10 protein-coding genes are annotated in these 15,717 nt (G+C 38.0%); 6 read left to right on the top strand and 4 right to left on the bottom strand.

Features of this window, described 5'->3' with window-relative positions; genetic code table 11:
* Positions 1 to 179 precede the first annotated feature (179 nt).
* The gene (locus JZO69_RS00760; RefSeq protein WP_207111003.1) at positions 180 to 2,327 is read left to right on the top strand and encodes a glycoside hydrolase domain-containing protein; all 2,148 of its coding nucleotides are present in this window, start codon (positions 180 to 182) and stop codon (positions 2,325 to 2,327) included.
* Positions 2,328 to 2,385: 58 nt separating this feature from the next.
* On the opposite strand, the gene JZO69_RS00755 is transcribed toward JZO69_RS00760, so the two are convergent.
* The gene (locus JZO69_RS00755) at positions 2,386 to 2,973 is read right to left on the bottom strand and encodes a hypothetical protein (RefSeq protein ID WP_207111002.1); all 588 of its coding nucleotides are present in this window, start codon (positions 2,971 to 2,973) and stop codon (positions 2,386 to 2,388) included.
* Between the two features lie 489 nt (positions 2,974 to 3,462).
* On the opposite strand from JZO69_RS00755, the gene JZO69_RS00750 reads away from it, so the two are divergent.
* From JZO69_RS00750 to JZO69_RS00730, 5 genes are all read left to right on the top strand, one after another.
* Complete coding sequence (locus tag JZO69_RS00750) at positions 3,463 to 11,334, top strand: isopeptide-forming domain-containing fimbrial protein (protein WP_207111001.1); 7,872 nt, start codon at positions 3,463 to 3,465, stop codon at positions 11,332 to 11,334.
* Between the two features lie 247 nt (positions 11,335 to 11,581).
* The gene (locus JZO69_RS00745) at positions 11,582 to 12,037 is read left to right on the top strand and encodes a hypothetical protein (protein WP_207111000.1); all 456 of its coding nucleotides are present in this window, start codon (positions 11,582 to 11,584) and stop codon (positions 12,035 to 12,037) included.
* Between the two features lie 186 nt (positions 12,038 to 12,223).
* Positions 12,224 to 12,535, top strand: a complete 312-nt coding sequence (locus JZO69_RS00740) for a TIGR04197 family type VII secretion effector (protein WP_207110999.1) — start codon at positions 12,224 to 12,226, stop codon at positions 12,533 to 12,535.
* A complete protein-coding gene (locus JZO69_RS00735; RefSeq protein ID WP_207110998.1) occupies positions 12,535 to 12,912 on the top strand; it encodes a DUF3958 family protein in 378 nt (125 codons plus the stop codon). Before JZO69_RS00740 ends, JZO69_RS00735 begins: the two co-directional genes overlap by 1 nt.
* Complete coding sequence (locus tag JZO69_RS00730; RefSeq protein WP_207110997.1) at positions 12,902 to 13,678, top strand: T7SS effector LXG polymorphic toxin; 777 nt, start codon at positions 12,902 to 12,904, stop codon at positions 13,676 to 13,678. The genes JZO69_RS00735 and JZO69_RS00730 overlap by 11 nt, the downstream gene beginning before the upstream one ends.
* A gap of 54 nt (positions 13,679 to 13,732) precedes the next feature.
* On the opposite strand, the gene JZO69_RS00725 is transcribed toward JZO69_RS00730, so the two are convergent.
* From JZO69_RS00725 to coaB, 3 genes are read right to left on the bottom strand one after another with little or no spacing between them, the layout of a single operon-like run.
* Positions 13,733 to 14,377, bottom strand: coding sequence for an ECF transporter S component (locus tag JZO69_RS00725; RefSeq protein ID WP_207110996.1), 645 nt, complete (start codon positions 14,375 to 14,377; stop codon positions 13,733 to 13,735).
* Between the two features lie 16 nt (positions 14,378 to 14,393).
* A complete protein-coding gene (coaC, locus tag JZO69_RS00720) occupies positions 14,394 to 14,936 on the bottom strand; it encodes a phosphopantothenoylcysteine decarboxylase (RefSeq protein ID WP_207110995.1) in 543 nt (180 codons plus the stop codon).
* Positions 14,936 to 15,706 (bottom strand): phosphopantothenate--cysteine ligase, encoded by a 771-nt coding sequence (gene coaB / locus JZO69_RS00715; protein ID WP_207110994.1) that lies wholly within the window; start codon positions 15,704 to 15,706, stop codon positions 14,936 to 14,938. Before coaB ends, coaC begins: the two co-directional genes overlap by 1 nt.
* Positions 15,707 to 15,717 lie beyond the last annotated feature (11 nt).

Here is a 15,717-nt window from a genome sequence, read left to right as displayed (position 1 = left end):
AGAAGTTTAGTAAAAAATTGTTTTTCATTATTTATGGGAGAAAATTGAGTGAAAAATGAAATGGTAAAAGTATTAATTAAGTATATAATAATTTTAATCAAATAGCTTTTGATTGTTAAGGAACTTGCGCAAGAAGGGTAATAGAAATATTTTATAAAAAAGAAAGTGATGTGAATAATATGGAAACACGTGGAATAACAGATCCTTGGGTAAAAAAAGTCCAAAAATGGTTAAATGAAACATATCAGGGGAAATCAGGTTGGGGCTCTGTTCCAGAAGACGGAAAGACAGGATGGCCGACTATTTATGGGTTGATTCGTGCTGTTCAAGTGGAATTAGGAATTACAAGTCTAGCAGATAATTTTGGTCCTACAACTCAAGCTAAGTGGGATCAGAAGGTTCCCGGTTTGTTAGTAGAGGGAACGAAACATAATATTATTAAGCTTATTGATGGAGCATTAATTTGTAAAGGTTTAGGTACGTTAAAATTTAGTGAAACATATGATCTAAGTACGGATTATGGAATCAAACAATTTAAAAGTTTAGCCGGATTTCATGAGCCAACAGGAGCTCTAGCAGCAATGTGGGCAAAAGCACTTTTTGACATGAGTGCTTTTAAAAAAGTCTTTGGTGGAAGTGAAAAAGTTAGAGAAGTTCAACAATATTTAAATCGTTTATATCATCCGTATACAGGTATTTTACCATGTGACGGTATTTATCAAAGGGATACAAATAAAGCTTTAATTTACGGACTTCAAGCAGAAATGGGTATGGATACTGAGCATGCTAATGGTTATTTTGGTGAAGGAACGACAGCGTTATGTCCAACATTATCTTCAACTCAAGGGACTATTAGAAATATTACTTTATTGCAAGCAGCTTTAATTGTAAATGAAGAATATGACGGAGAAATTAATGGGATATGGAGTCCTGCGATTACCACAGCAGTAAATAAGTACAAAAGTTTTATGAGAATTAATCCAATCAATGGTGTAGCCGACATGCCTGTTATTAAGGCACTACTTTCTACAACAGGAGATACTAATCGCTCAGCAGAGGGCTTTGATGCTTCAACTAGGCTAACCCAAGAAATGGTAAATACCGTAAAATCATATGGAATGCATTATGCCGGACGATACTTAACCGGAACAGCAGGAAGTGGCATTAATAGAAAACCAAAAAATTTAACAGTTCCCGAAGCAAGACTTTTATTAAACAATGGGATTAATATAGTTCCAATTTATCAAGATAATAATGCTGAGCTTTCTGATTATTCCTATTCAATAGGACAAAGTGATGGAAATGCAGGTTTTGATCGAGCATTTAAATTAGGAATTCCTGCAGATACTATTATCTATTTTGCAGTAGATGTTGATACGACATTAGATCAAATAGAAGAGTATATTATTCCTTATTTCGAAGGAATTAATGAGGCATTAAAAAATTTTGGTGCAAAATGGGATTATTTTTATACGTATAGAGTTGGGGTATATGGTCCTAGAAATGTTTGTAAAATTCTTTCAGATAAAGGCCTAGCAAGTTCAAATTGTTATGTTTCAAACATGTCTTCAGGCTTTTCAGCAAACCTAGGATACCCACAACCGAGGGAATGGGCATTTGACCAATTTTCTGAGCCGCTATATGGTGTAGGATCTGGTTTAGGTCATATTTACATCGACAAAGTAGCCGTTTCAGGAAAAAATTCAGGCGTTAGCTATATTCAACCTGAAATGAATCAAATGAAAGAAGTGCTAAAGGAATTCAACCTGCCTTCTTTGACTAACTTATTAAACAGTGGATCAGTAGTATTCGGAAAAGAAATAACAGTTGCGGATTTAGGTGTTGCTAAAGTAACATTCAAACCAACAATTGGTTTATCACCTAAACAAGGAGATCAGGTTTTCAACATAACAAACGGAAAAATTGATGCTAAGTTTACTCAAGAAATCATTAAAAATTTTGATGCTAGTTATACACAAAACTTGAATGATGGTGCGGAATCTATCTCCGCAAAAATTAAAAATGGCGATGTGTCTGTTTCTGTGGGAGCAACTTCTTCTGGAAAAATATCATATGCAATTACTGTAAATGTTATTGATCATGAATTTGAACAAGGAGCAGGTAAAGTTTCATTTTCATTTACTTTCAAAATCGAAATAAAAAAATTCTTTTTTGATGATAATCACTTGAAGGAAGTAAATTGGGAGTTTATTACTACACTTTCTGTCTTAGCTATGGCAGTGATAGCACTTGCATTAATTTTTTCAGGGGCTATGGCTGGTATCGGAACATTGATAGCGCTATTTTCAATGCTTTTAGTTAGCTAAAATAATAATAAAAAATCAGAGTAAGAAACTTTAATAATTCTTCACTCTGATTTTTATATTATTGTTGATAGTCAAAAGCAATTTCTTTTTGTTTTATATAGGTTAAGGTTCTTTCTAGGCATAGTTGTTGTTCTGTATCAGTTAAATCAAATATAGTGATCACAAGAAGAGTTCCACCTTTAGTATAGGATGGCTTATGTAATTCAATAACGACGTTTTCAATTTGAGAAACTCTGTTGGCATATTTGATGTCGGAAAAAAGTTGGTTATCTGTTGAAACTGAAGTAAATAAATCAAATTTAGATGAAGATATGATCAGTCTGCTATGAGGTGTAGATAGGCACTTCCGTATATAGGATTCTATTCTTCTTTTTTGGACAGTTTTAGCATAAATTGGTGTTAATTTTATTAGTAGCATAATAGCTACTGAATATATAATTAAAGAAATAACCAATGTGGTAATAGAAGGGATTTTACCAGAAGTAAAAGTTTCTTTAATAATTAGAATGCAGGAAAGAAAAGTTAGGATTATCAAACTTAATTTAATAATCATTTTTGTTTTTGCAAGGAATACATTTCCGATAAGGCTAGAATCTATTAATTTAGAAGCTATCCTTTTAGCAAAGGTACTGTTTTTAATCTCCATGTATGTAATTCTCCGTATCTAAAATAATGTGGTTCATTTATTTTTACTGAAATTATATCTATCTAAATAATAAACTATTTTCAACATTTTTGAAATAGTTAGCAATTCTAAATTTCAAAAAGAGTTGATTAGAGGGAAAACTCATTGAAGTATATTCATGTGATCGATTGTAAAACGCTACATTAACAAGATATTAAATTGTCCATAAGAGTTGCCCAAAAATATTTTTCTATCCTAACTAGCTTTAGCTCTAAAACACTCGTTTTAGGTATAGGTATATCTTAAAAAAATAATAAAAGTAAAAATCTCTCTGTGTAGAGGTTTTTATATTAAAGCGATAATACCTAAACTTATACCTAAAACTATACACCTATAACCACCCAAAAAAGCCCGAACTCCACCTATGAGAAAAAACTAATATTCCAACCCGATATCTTTGAATTATTTATTTAGCCGTACTATAGTAAAAAGATAGGAGGTAAGATATAAATGAATAAAGTGTACAAAATTTCCCTGAACTATTTAGCCGTTTTGATGTTGGTGATTGCCAACTTGTTACCCGCCGCCAGTGTGTTTGCAGAAGGACTGACCAAACCAGAGGAGAACATCTTCGACTCAGAATCCTTATACATCAAAGCAGACACCAAGAAAAATGAAACCAACAATAAATTAGTTGACGTAAACTACGAAGTAACCAACAAAAGCGATCAACCAATCGAGCACGTCGTCCTAAAACAAAAGAATCCAAAGGACTCACCAGTAAAATTCGACGCAGCAACCTTAAAAAGCGAAGACCAACTGGTGGCGCCCGACAATCAAACGATCCAGTTTGACCAAAAAGAAAACCAAGATGAGGGGACCGAACTAATCATCACCACGATCCAACCTCACACCACGAAACATCTGACAATCAGTGCCGAGCAAACAGACGAATCAATTCATCAGTTTGCTGTTGAAATAAATCAGGCAGATGAAAAAGTCGGGGATATCACCCTAACACTGCCGAAAATCGAACAAGAAGCGAGCAGTACATCTTTACAAGAAAAAGAAGCTGACACAGAAGTAGCAGAATCCCAATCAGAAGAGTCAACAACTGCTGCACCCGAAGAAAAAAAAGCAGCAACAGAGGAAACGAACCAAGAAACACCAACTGTTCAAGCAATTGGACCAAGAATTGCGCCAACGCCAGGTCGAGGTTTTGACCAACCAATCTATAAAAGTATCCATAAAGGAGAACTTTTTTCAACAGGAAATACCAATTTAAAAATTTTAGATGAGACCACAGCAGCAGCGAAAACCTTTTTAAATGCTAAAACACCAGGTAGCGGCTATAACATCAACAATTTTGCACTAGAATTTGCTGATGTGGATGGAGATCCGACAACCTATAACTCAAGTCGAGCCTATATAGATCTAGATGGCGCTTCTGAAATTGCGTGGGCAGGATTATTTTGGAGTGCTTCTCGTTATAAAGGGCCAGGCTTTTACGATAATCTAAGCGATGAAGAAATCAGTGCGCCTGTTAAGTTTACGACACCAAATGGAACCTCTACCCGAGTGGCGCCGCAACGTTATCACCGGATTGATCAAAATGATAATGATCCAGGTCAATATTTTGGTTATAACAATACAGGTTTTTCTAATTTTGCTGATGTTACAGCTATTATTCAAGGAGATAAGAGTGGGACTGGTGGATATACTTTAGCAGATATCCCGATGACCAAGGCTTTAAATAAAAAAAATCAATACTATAACTTCAGTGGTTGGAGTTTATTTGTGGTAACAAAAGACCAAGCCAAAAAGTCTCGTGCGTTTAACGTCTATTACGGCGCTAGAGGAAATAAAGCAGGCACGAACAATGAGTTTGCCATGAAAGACTTTATAACGTCCAAACAAGGAAAACTAGAACCTATCATCACTTGGTTTACTGTTCAAGGAGATAAATATTTTACTGGTGACAATGCCCAAATCAAAAATAAAGCAGGTACTTGGGTCAATATCAGTAATACGATCAATCCTGCTGGAAATGCCATGAACGGAACGGTTTCAGATAATGACCAACATATGGTCGATAAATATCCCGGACAATTTAAGCCAGGCTATCCAAACTTTTTAGATATTGATGTCGATCGTTTGTCCTTACCAGAAGGAATCATTACCAATGGACAGCAGCAAATTTCTTTTAGAACAACGAGTTCAGGGGATGACTATTCAACCAATGCGATTGGATTTTCTATCAACGCTGAAACACCTGAATTAGAAATCTCCAAAGAAATCATGAATCCCAAAGAGACATATAAGGTTGGAGACACTGTAACATATCGCGTTCATTTAAAGAATACCAAAGCAAACTCAGAAGCGGTGAACACCGTATCGAAAGATGTGCTAGATAGCCGCCTAGATTATGTTCCAGGATCATTATCCATTGTCAGCGGACCAAATGCAGGAGCTAAAACTGACACAGTTGGAGATGACCAAGGAGAATATACGACCGCTAACCGTACGATGACATTCCGTGTTGGTGAAGGAGCCAACGGGACTCAAGGCGGTAGCTACAAAGGAACAACCGCAGAAACTGTCTATCAATTTCAAGCAAAAATCAATAATACGGCCGTTGCGGATCAACTAATTCCAAATAGTGCAACGATCCAAGGACAAGATACTGCAACAAATACGATCATCAATAATCAATCCAATGTTGTAGAAGTAAAAATTGCGCAAGAAGAACGTGCAGGACAACTTGAAAGTACAAAAACAGTCAACAATCAATCACCAAAAATCGGGGATGAATTAACCTATACGATTCAATTTAAAAACACAATACCAAACGGTGTTTTGAACCAAGTAACAGTGACCGATAATTTACCAAAAGGCCTAACCTATATCGAAAACAGTATTACAAGTAGCGGAAAAGACCCGAAACCCACAAGCTTAACTGTTGTGAATGGACAGGTAAAAGCGGAATATCCTAAAATCGCAGATACCGAAACGCGCACAATTTCCTTTAAAGTTCGTGTCAATGAAGAAGCTGTAGCGGGACAGCCAATCGTCAATAAAGCGACGATCGATGACCATACGAATCCGCCTGATGAACCCGAAGTACCCATCACACCAGTGGAAACACCTGGCGAATTAGAAAGTACAAAATCGGTCAATCATCAATCACCAAAAATTGGTGACGAAATCGAATACCGCATCAATTTTCGCAATAAAATCCAAAACGGTGTGTTAACTCAAGTGACTGTGACCGACCAACTACCGAAAGGTTTAACATACGTAGAAGGCAGCTTAACCAGTGAAGGCGATGATCCGCAGCCGACAAGTTTAACTGCGACAGGCGGGAAAATAACGGCGGAATACCCAAAGATCAGCGACACAAAAATTCGATCAATTATTTTCAAAGTCAAAGTCAACGAAGAAGCCAAAATCGGCGAAACCATCGTCAATAAAGCGACGATCGATGATCACACAAATCCGCCTGATGAACCCGAAGTCCCAGTCACGCCTGTAGAAACACCAGGTGAATTAGAAAGCACAAAATCAGTCAATAACCAGTCGCCAAAAATCGGTGATATCGTTGAATATCGACTCTCTTTCCGTAATAAAATCACGAACGGTATATTGAAGCAAGTAACAGTGACTGATAATTTACCAAAAGGGTTAACCTATGTCGAAGGAAGCTTGACGACCGAAGGGGATGAGCCCAAACCAACGAGTTTGACCATGACGGATGGAAAAGTGATCGCAGAATATCCGAAAATCCAAGATACGAAAATCCGAACAGTTGTGTTTAAAGTCAAAGTCAATGAAGAAGCAATCGTGGGTCAAAAAATCGTGAATAAAATTACCATTGATGATCATACGAACCCGCCCGATGAACCTGAAATACCAATCACGCCAGTAGAAACACCAGGGCAATTAGATGTTACGAAATCAGTCAATGATCAATCACCGAAAATCGGGGACGAAGTTGAATACCGCATCACCTTCCGTAACAAAATAACAAACGGTGTCTTAAAACAAGTGACGATTACAGATACTTTACCGAAAGGGGTCACCTATGTAGAGGGGAGCTTGGCAAGTGAAGGAGATGATCCTAAACCAACAAGCTTAAACATGGAAAATGGTAAAATGACTGCGGAGTATGGAACGATCAATGATACAAAAATACGTTCCATCGTCTTTAAAGTCAAAGTCAATGAAGAAGCAAAAGTTGGTGAAGCAATTGTCAATAAAGCCAAAATCGACGATCATACGAATCCACCCGATGAGCCTGAAGTCCCAATCACACCTGTTGAAACGCCAGGCGAACTTGAAAGTACCAAATCAGTGAATCACCAGTCACCACAAATCGGAGATGAAATTGAATATCGGATTAGTTTCCGCAATAAAATCCAAAATGGTGTTTTAAATCAAGTGACTGTGACGGATACCTTGCCGAAAGGACTGACGTATGTCGAAGGCAGCTTAACCAGTGAAGGCGATGATCCGCAGCCGACAAGCTTAACAATGGAAAATGGACAATTAGTCGCCGAATACCCAAAAATTACAGATACAAAAATAAGAACCATCGTTTTCAAAGTAACGGTAAATACAGAAGCAGTTGCTGGTCAACCAATCATTAATCAAGCGAAAATAGATGATCATACAAATCCGCCCGATGAACCCGAAGTCCCGGTGACACCAGTTATAACACCAGGACAATTAGAAGTAACGAAATCGGTCAATCATCAAGTACCAAAAATTGGGGATGAAATCGAATATCGTATTAGTTTCCGTAACAAAGTAATCAATGGTGTAATTGATCAAGTGACGGTGACCGATACCTTACCAGCAGGATTGACGTATGTCGAAGGTAGTTTGACCAGTGAAGGTGCTGAGCCAAAACCAACGAGCTTACTCATGGAAAATGGCAAAATGACTGCCGAATATCCAACAATCGATGATACGACCGTTCGATCCGTTGTATTCAAAGTAAAGGTCAATGAAGAAGCGAAAATCGGACAGCCAATCGTCAATAAAGCGATAATCGATGATCATACCAACCCGCCTGATGAACCAGAAGTCCCAATCACACCTGTAGAAACACCAGGTGAACTAGAAAGTACAAAAACAGTCAATAATCAGTCGCCAAAAATCGGAGAGGAAGTGGAGTACCGTTTATCTTTCCGTAATAAAATTACAAATGGTGTCTTGAATCAAGTCACTGTAACTGATAATTTACCAAAAGGCATGACCTATGTGGAAGGAAGCCTAACAAGTGAAGGGGATGACCCGCAACCAACAAGTCTAACGATGACAAATGGTAAGGTCATTGCTGAATATCCAAGAATTCAAGATACCAAAATCCGAACGGTCGTCTTTAAAGTCAAAGTCAATGAAGAAGCGGTCGTTGGACAAAAAATCGTCAATAAAATCACGATCGATGATCATGTAAATCCACCAGATGAGCCAGAAATTCCCGTTGTGCCAGTTGAAACACCAGGACAATTAGAAGTCACGAAATCGGTGAATGATCAAGCACCAAAAATCGGTGACGAAATCGAGTATCGAATCACTTTCCGAAACAAAGTGACTAATGGAATCCTAAATCAAGTGACGGTAACGGATGCCTTGCCAAAAGGGTTGACCTATGTCGAAGGAAGTTTGTCTAGTGAAGGAGACGATCCACAGCCGACAAGCCTAACGGTGACAGATGGGAAAATAAGCGCTGAATACGGAAAAATCAGCGACACAAAAACGCGTTCTATTGTATTCAAAGTCAAAGTCAACGAAGAAGCTAAAGTCGGAGAAACCATTGTCAATAAAGCAAAAATAGACGATCACACGAATCCGCCTGATGAACCCGAAGTCCCAGTGACACCTGTAGAAACACCGGGTGAATTAGAAAGTACGAAATCAGTCAATAACCAAGGACCAAAAATTGGCGACGAAATCGAATACCGTATCACATTTCGAAACAAAGTAACTAACGGCGTTCTAAACCAAGTGACGGTAACGGATGCCCTGCCAAAAGGGTTAACCTATGTCGAAGGAAGTTTGTCTAGTGAGGGAGACGATCCACAGCCGACAAGCTTAACGGTGACAGATGGTAAAATCGCTGCAGAGTACGGAAAAATCAACGATACAAAAACGCGTTCTATCGTGTTCAAAGTCAAAGTCAATGAAGAAGCCAAAGTCGGAGAAACTATCGTCAATAAAGCGAAAATCGATGATCGTACGAATCCGCCTGATGAACCCGAAGTTCCAGTGACACCAGCGGAAACACCAGGAGAATTAGAAAGTACAAAATCAGTTGATAACCAAGCACCAAAAATCGGCGACGAAATCGAGTATCGAATCACCTTCCGAAATAAAGTAACTAATGGTGTCTTAAACCAAGTCACAATCACTGACGATCTGCCAAAGGGCTTAACGTATGTAGAAGGCAGTTTAACCAGTGAAGGAGACGATCCAAAACCGACAAACTTAACGGTGATAGATGGCAAAATCAACGCAGAATACGGAAAAATCAGCGATACAAAAACGCGTTCTATCGTATTCAAAGTCAAAGTCAATGAAGAAGCTAAAGTCGGAGAAACTATCGTCAATAAAGCGAAAATCGATGATCACACGAATCCGCCTGATGAACCCGAAGTTCCAGTGACACCTGTAGAAACACCGGGTGAATTAGAAAGCACGAAATCAGTCAATAACCAGTCACCAAAAATCGGTGACGAAATCGAGTATCGAATCACATTCCGAAATAAAGTAACCAATGGTGTCTTAAACCAAGTCACAATCACTGACGATCTGCCAAAGGGCTTAACATATGTAGAAGGTAGTTTAACCAGCGAAGGAGACGATCCAAAACCGACAAACTTAACGGTGACAGATGGAAAAATCAACGCAGAATACGGAAAAATAAGCGATACAAAAACTCGTTCCATCGTGTTTAAAGTCAAAGTCAACGAAGAAGCTAAAGTTGGACAACCTATTGTCAATAAAGCGAAAATCGACGATCACACAAATCCGCCCGATGAACCTGAGGTACCTGTGACGCCAGTCGAAACGCCAGGGCAATTAGAAGTCACAAAATCGGTGAACAATCAGGCACCAAAAATCGGCGATGAAATCGAGTACCGTATCACATTTCGTAATAAAATTGCGAATGGCATACTAAATCGAGTTACTGTGACCGATGTGCTGCCAAAAGGGCTAACGTATGTCAAAGGTAGTTTGATCAGTGAAGGGGATGACCCGCAGCCAACCAATTTATTTATGGAAAATGGCAAAATGACGGCAGAATATGGAGTGATCCATGACACAAAAACGCGTTCGGTTGTGTTTAAAGTCAAAGTCAACGAGTCGGCAAAAGCCAAAGAGACTATTCTCAATAAAGCGAAAATCGATGACCATACGAATCCGCCCGACGAACCAGAAGTCCCAATCGTTCCAGTCATTACGCCAGGCGAATTGGAAAGTACAAAGTCAGTGAATAATCAAGCACCAAAAATCGGCGAAGAGATTGAATACCGCATCAGTTTCCGTAATAAAATTCAAAATGGTGTATTGAATCAAGTCACCGTGACCGATAACCTACCAAAAGGCTTGACCTATGTGGAAGGTACCTTGATCAGTGAAGGGGACGATCCCAAACCAACGAATTTAACTGTAAAAGATGGCAAAATAACCGCTGAGTACGAAAAAATCAGTGATACAAAAATCCGATCTATTGTCTTTAAAACCAAAGTCAATAAAGAGGCAATTGCCGGGGAAACGATCATCAACAAAGCGAAAATCGACGATCACACAACGCCACCCGACGAACCTGAAGTACCAGTTATTCCAAAAGAGCCAGCAGGAAAACTAGAAAGCAGCAAAACAGTTAATAAAAAAACAGTGAAAATTGGTGAAGAAATCGAATACCGCATCAGTTTCCACAATACAGTAGAAAATGGAGTATTAAACCAAGTCACTGTGACCGACAACCTACCAAAAGGCGTAACTTATGTGGAAAACAGTATAAGAAGTGAAGGGGACGAACCTAAACCAACGAACATCACTGTAAAAGACGGAAAAGTCACTGCAGAATACCCAAAAATCAGTGATACAAAAACACGGTCTATCATCTTTAAAGTCAAAATCAATCAAGAAGCAATCGCAGGAAGAACGATTATCAACAAAGCAAAAGTCGATGATCATACCAATCCACCCGACAAGCCTGAAGTACCTGTGGTTCCTGAAGGAGACATTCCTGGAAAACCAGATTTTCCAAAAGCAGGAGAAGCAGTATCGAATGCTATCATGTTTATGGGGATAGCTATGATTGCTGCGACATTATTAGTAAATCTGGAGCAAAAAAGAAAAAATAGTCAATAAATAAAGGTAACTTTATAGAATTGAAATTTTCAACTTCAAGAGAGAAGGAAACGTCAAAGCGAAGTACGTTACCACTCAACGATTATTCAAATTTCATGTACTGGGGATGTAACATTATATGTTATGTACCCAGTACTTTTTTTAAGTGTCAAAATAGCCAGAATCAATCAATAAATTTATTCTGTTCCTGCCCACAAAAAAATGATACGATAAAAGAGGTACAAATAAAGAAAAAAGGAGAAAATAAATGGAGTTGGGAAGGTTATATTCTGATGCGTATCGCAGAGGAATTATGTTGGGTGTGTTCTTTTTATTACCAGTAATACTGTGTTTCGGACTAATTATTTTTACCGATGTCGATCGACTTGATCTGCAGATGGGATTGATCGGAGGCGCGTTTTTTGCAGTATTATCGGCTTTTCAATTTGTCTTTAGAAAAGATGGGCTGTATTTGTATGAGAACGGCTTGGAGCTAGTTCATTTTAAACGAAAGAAAGTCCTGATGTACGAAGATATCCGCTATTTTACGATCACTAGCAATTGGAATCTAGCAGGCATTAGTACAAGCTTTATTTCATTTCGCAAGTCACAGCATATTGTGATTCGTCTAAAAAATGAAAAAATAATCAAAGTCTTTTTTGAAGTCAATCAATTTGCGGCAAGTGAGCTGGCAAATAAAGTAACCTATGTAAAATCATACTGAAATGAACGCTTTTAGGCATAAATTCTAGCATTTAAAAAAAATCAATCAGATTGCAAGTCTTAGATTTGCAATTTTTTTGTGCTATAAAGAAATAATTGGAAACTTTAAGACATAAAAATATGCAAAAATAGAGATAAGAAGTTTGAGCATATAAAATATCAAGAATAAGGTAGGGGAGGCTCATAAATGTCAGAAGTCAACAGTAGTTTAATTGCGGCAAGTGACGTCTCGTCACGCTTCAATAAAGTCGCTAGTGGTTTTTCATCGATTAATGCAGCTACTATCAAAGCTGAACGAACCACTGTTCACGGAAATACGAATGCAAAAAATAGCTTAGCTCGTTTTCATAGCAGAGGTCAGCGGCTCGCAAATGTGGTCGCTCGTGACGGTAATTATATTCATTCGGTGGCAAAAGAATTCAATCTGATCGATCAGAAAATAGAGAAGAACTTTAATTCACAGCTTGTTTTTCCAGCCATTGGAGGTGGCGTGAGCTGATGAATATAGGTGAACTAGAAGCAAAAATAAATCAGCAATTAGCACAAGTAAATCTTAAGCAAGAAGAGAAATGCCATGAAATTCGAGAGTTAGAAGAGTTGGAAGCAGATTATTTTTCAATTCATCAACAAGAACAACGCTATTACCAAGAGTTGATCGGTAATAATCAAGGCTCTCAATATATGAGCCATTTTATAGAATTAGATGAAGAGGCTCATCGTTTACATCAATATGAGCGTCAGCGCTTAGAAAATATCGCAGAACGTTTAGTGAATGAAGAGGTACAGTTAAAAAAACAAGAAGATAAATTGTATGTGGAAAGAAAGCTGTTATTTTCCGACGTGAAAACAGCTGAGGAAGAGCTTTATGGGTATTGATTTTTATATAGGAGAAGTTAAAGAGCAAAGCGCCACTGCCAAACAAATGGTCAATGAATATATGCACTTTTGTGAAATGTTAGAAAAAAGTGTTACCGTTTTTATGAGTGCGCCATTATCAGGTAAGACCTATGATTCAGCGAAACGATACTTCTCAACTGTTTATCCAGCTTTGGCAAGTGGGTTTATCCTAGCAGGTGAAGCTTTGGTTGAGGCCCATCGAAAATTTCCCGAAGAATTTCAATCGTCCGTGGATACCTGTGATGTAATCGAAGAACAAGTAAAAGCTGAAATCGCCCAAGGAAAAGTCTTACTGCAAAATATAGAAAGAACTATGGCCAAGGAGAAAGCACCAAATAAACGCACTGAACAACGGTATAGGGGCGTAGAAAGCTCGATTCAAAAGAATGAAGAGAAATTACAGAAATTGTACGATTTTCATGCTAGCTCGCCTAATATATTTGCGGATTTCGAAACACAGCTGGCGCATTTAGATGCAGGTTTAGCAGAAGTAGAGAAAGGCGCAGTGTGGCAGCCTGATTCAGGGACGTTTGATTTGTCGAGGATGAATGTATCTTGGATGAAGCCGATTGGAAAAGAATGGGCAAAGCGTCAGAAGAAACTAGATGCACAGGGAATAAAGGAAATGAAAAAAGAAATCGGAAAAGTAAATGATTATGAAATCAAATGGAACGAAGGGCAACATACTCTTGAGAATGCTAAAGCTGTGAACGTTGAAGCACCGTTGATTTTAAACACGAAATAAAAAAAGTGTGAGTGGGATATAACTCTTTGAGTCATGTCCCACTCTCCACTAATATTATAATTTTTGTGTGGCGTTATTTTTCACTAAACGGAGCAACACGGAAGTCACTCCGACTGTAGCAACTGCAGCGACGATTGCTTCAACTACACCACTAGTAAAAATAACTGTCAAAATTGCTGTATAAATTGCTGCACCGCTAGCTCCGATACTTTGAGCATAGGAATCTTTAAATAGAAAGTAAATCAAGTTCATTACGAGAATTGTATTTGTTGCAGAACCTAGAAAACCTGCGATAAACAAATTGACTGTTTGAGAAGTAGGCTTGTTTTTTGTTATCTTTTTTAACCCCATAAAGACAAAATAAGGAACAACCCCAATCAAGATTCTAGGAACCATCGCAACAATAATTGCTTTCCAACTGCCTTGATCGGTTCCAATTACAGGAATAAAAGGCGAGAAAACAAAGGATAATGGCGATAGGATAATGGTGCTGCGGATCATACTAATGATGCCGAAAACACCGCCTAAAAAAGCGCCGATTCTTGGTCCTAAAACAATGGAAGCAATGATTACGGGAATATGCATCGTCGTTGCGTTGATTGGTCCAATTGGAATAAAGCCTAAGAACGGAACGGCTGCTAATAAAATCAGGATTGCTAAAAACATAGCAGTTAATGTAAATGTTTTTGTATTTTTCATAAATGACTCCTCAAAATTATTTCGCTAAAAATTCATTGATTATTTCAACAATCTCTTCCACTGTTGCCAGCGCACCTCGGCCATAATCGCCACAAGCTAATAAGGCTTCACGAGGATCGATTTCCTGATACCCAACTTCTTTTAACGTTGCTAGATTACGTTGAGTGATCGGATTTTGATACATATACGTATTCATCGCAGGAGCAATGAATTTTGGAACTTCTTCTTTTAAGGCTAAAGCCACTGTTGAAAGCATATCATCCGCAATTCCATTAGCTAGTTTGGCCAAAATATTAGCTGAAGCTGGAGCAACTAAAAACAGATCGGCTTTTTTTGCTAACTCAATATGGTTGATCTTATTAGGAGCTATTTCTTCCATGACATCTGTATGAACTGGATTTTTCGACAATGACTGCAGCGTTAATGGTGTGATAAATTTCGTGCTGTTGTTAGTCATGATAACCTCGACATTATAGCCTAATTTAGTAAATTGGCTTGTTATATCTGCCGCTTTATAAGCAGATATACTGCCGGAAATACCTAATAATATTGTTTTCATTATTGGTTCCTCCATTTTTCTTCCACGCTCTTAACAATTAGTTGAGCGATCTCAGATTTTGTCTGAGCTGAATGTGTGTCTCCGTTTGCGTTGATTAATATTCCTTTATGTTGGTCGTCATGAATGTCTTCAAGGTCGTTGGCTAAAACGAAATCGCATTGGTTTTTAACTAAAATCGAGTGACCGACACGAATTAATTCTTCCGTAGAAACACCAACTAGTAATTTGAAACCAACAAGAACTGCCTGAGGTTGTTGTTCTCGCAGCATTGCAATTATTTTAGGGTTTTTCTTCAAAAAAAGCAAGAGACGATCTGTTCCAGAAGGAATTTTTTTTGCTTGTTGCGCTGTTTTTCCGATTTCATCCAAGCTCTGGTAAAGGGCTTCTGTAAGTTGAGTTACATCGGATAAATGGTTTTCTTTTGTTAATTTAGCCGCAAGTTTTTCAATAAAAATGTCTTCTGACAAGGTTGTTTCAGTTGTAAAGTCACTGACAGCCATGCTGTGAATGATAGCATCAAATGTTTGGTGTTTAAATTCTTTAAGTAAAGTGACTTCTAATTCTTTTGTTGTTTCAATTACGATTAGTTTCAAGTTTGTCTCAGCTGTAGGACGAACAGCTTGAGGCGTAGTCACATAAGTCACTTGATGGCCTTGAGCTAAAAAGGTTTCGCCAATTTGTTTTCCTAAACGTCCTGTGGAATGATTGGTGATGGAACGGACGTTATCGATTTTTTCAGATGTTCCGCCTGCTGTAATTAAAATATTCATTTATGGGTTTG

The sequence above is a fragment of the Candidatus Enterococcus ikei genome (assembly GCF_017316105.1).
GTDB classification, from domain to species: Bacteria; Bacillota; Bacilli; order Lactobacillales; family Enterococcaceae; genus Enterococcus_L; species Enterococcus_L ikei.
The sequence above is the reverse complement of the archived record's forward strand: the minus strand, read 5'-3'. Positions and strand labels throughout refer to the sequence as shown.

Coding starts and splice junctions, on each gene's coding strand:
- JZO69_RS00760 (WP_207111003.1), top strand. CDS start 180: ATGGAAACACGTGGAATAACAGATCCTTGGGTAAAAAAAGTCCAAAAA.
- JZO69_RS00755 (WP_207111002.1), bottom strand. CDS start 2,973: ATGGAGATTAAAAACAGTACCTTTGCTAAAAGGATAGCTTCTAAATTA.
- JZO69_RS00750 (WP_207111001.1), top strand. CDS start 3,463: ATGAATAAAGTGTACAAAATTTCCCTGAACTATTTAGCCGTTTTGATG.
- JZO69_RS00745 (WP_207111000.1), top strand. CDS start 11,582: ATGGAGTTGGGAAGGTTATATTCTGATGCGTATCGCAGAGGAATTATG.
- JZO69_RS00740 (WP_207110999.1), top strand. CDS start 12,224: ATGTCAGAAGTCAACAGTAGTTTAATTGCGGCAAGTGACGTCTCGTCA.
- JZO69_RS00735 (WP_207110998.1), top strand. CDS start 12,535: ATGAATATAGGTGAACTAGAAGCAAAAATAAATCAGCAATTAGCACAA.
- JZO69_RS00730 (WP_207110997.1), top strand. CDS start 12,902: ATGGGTATTGATTTTTATATAGGAGAAGTTAAAGAGCAAAGCGCCACT.
- JZO69_RS00725 (WP_207110996.1), bottom strand. CDS start 14,377: ATGAAAAATACAAAAACATTTACATTAACTGCTATGTTTTTAGCAATC.
- coaC (WP_207110995.1), bottom strand. CDS start 14,936: ATGAAAACAATATTATTAGGTATTTCCGGCAGTATATCTGCTTATAAA.
- coaB (WP_207110994.1), bottom strand. CDS start 15,706: ATGAATATTTTAATTACAGCAGGCGGAACATCTGAAAAAATCGATAAC.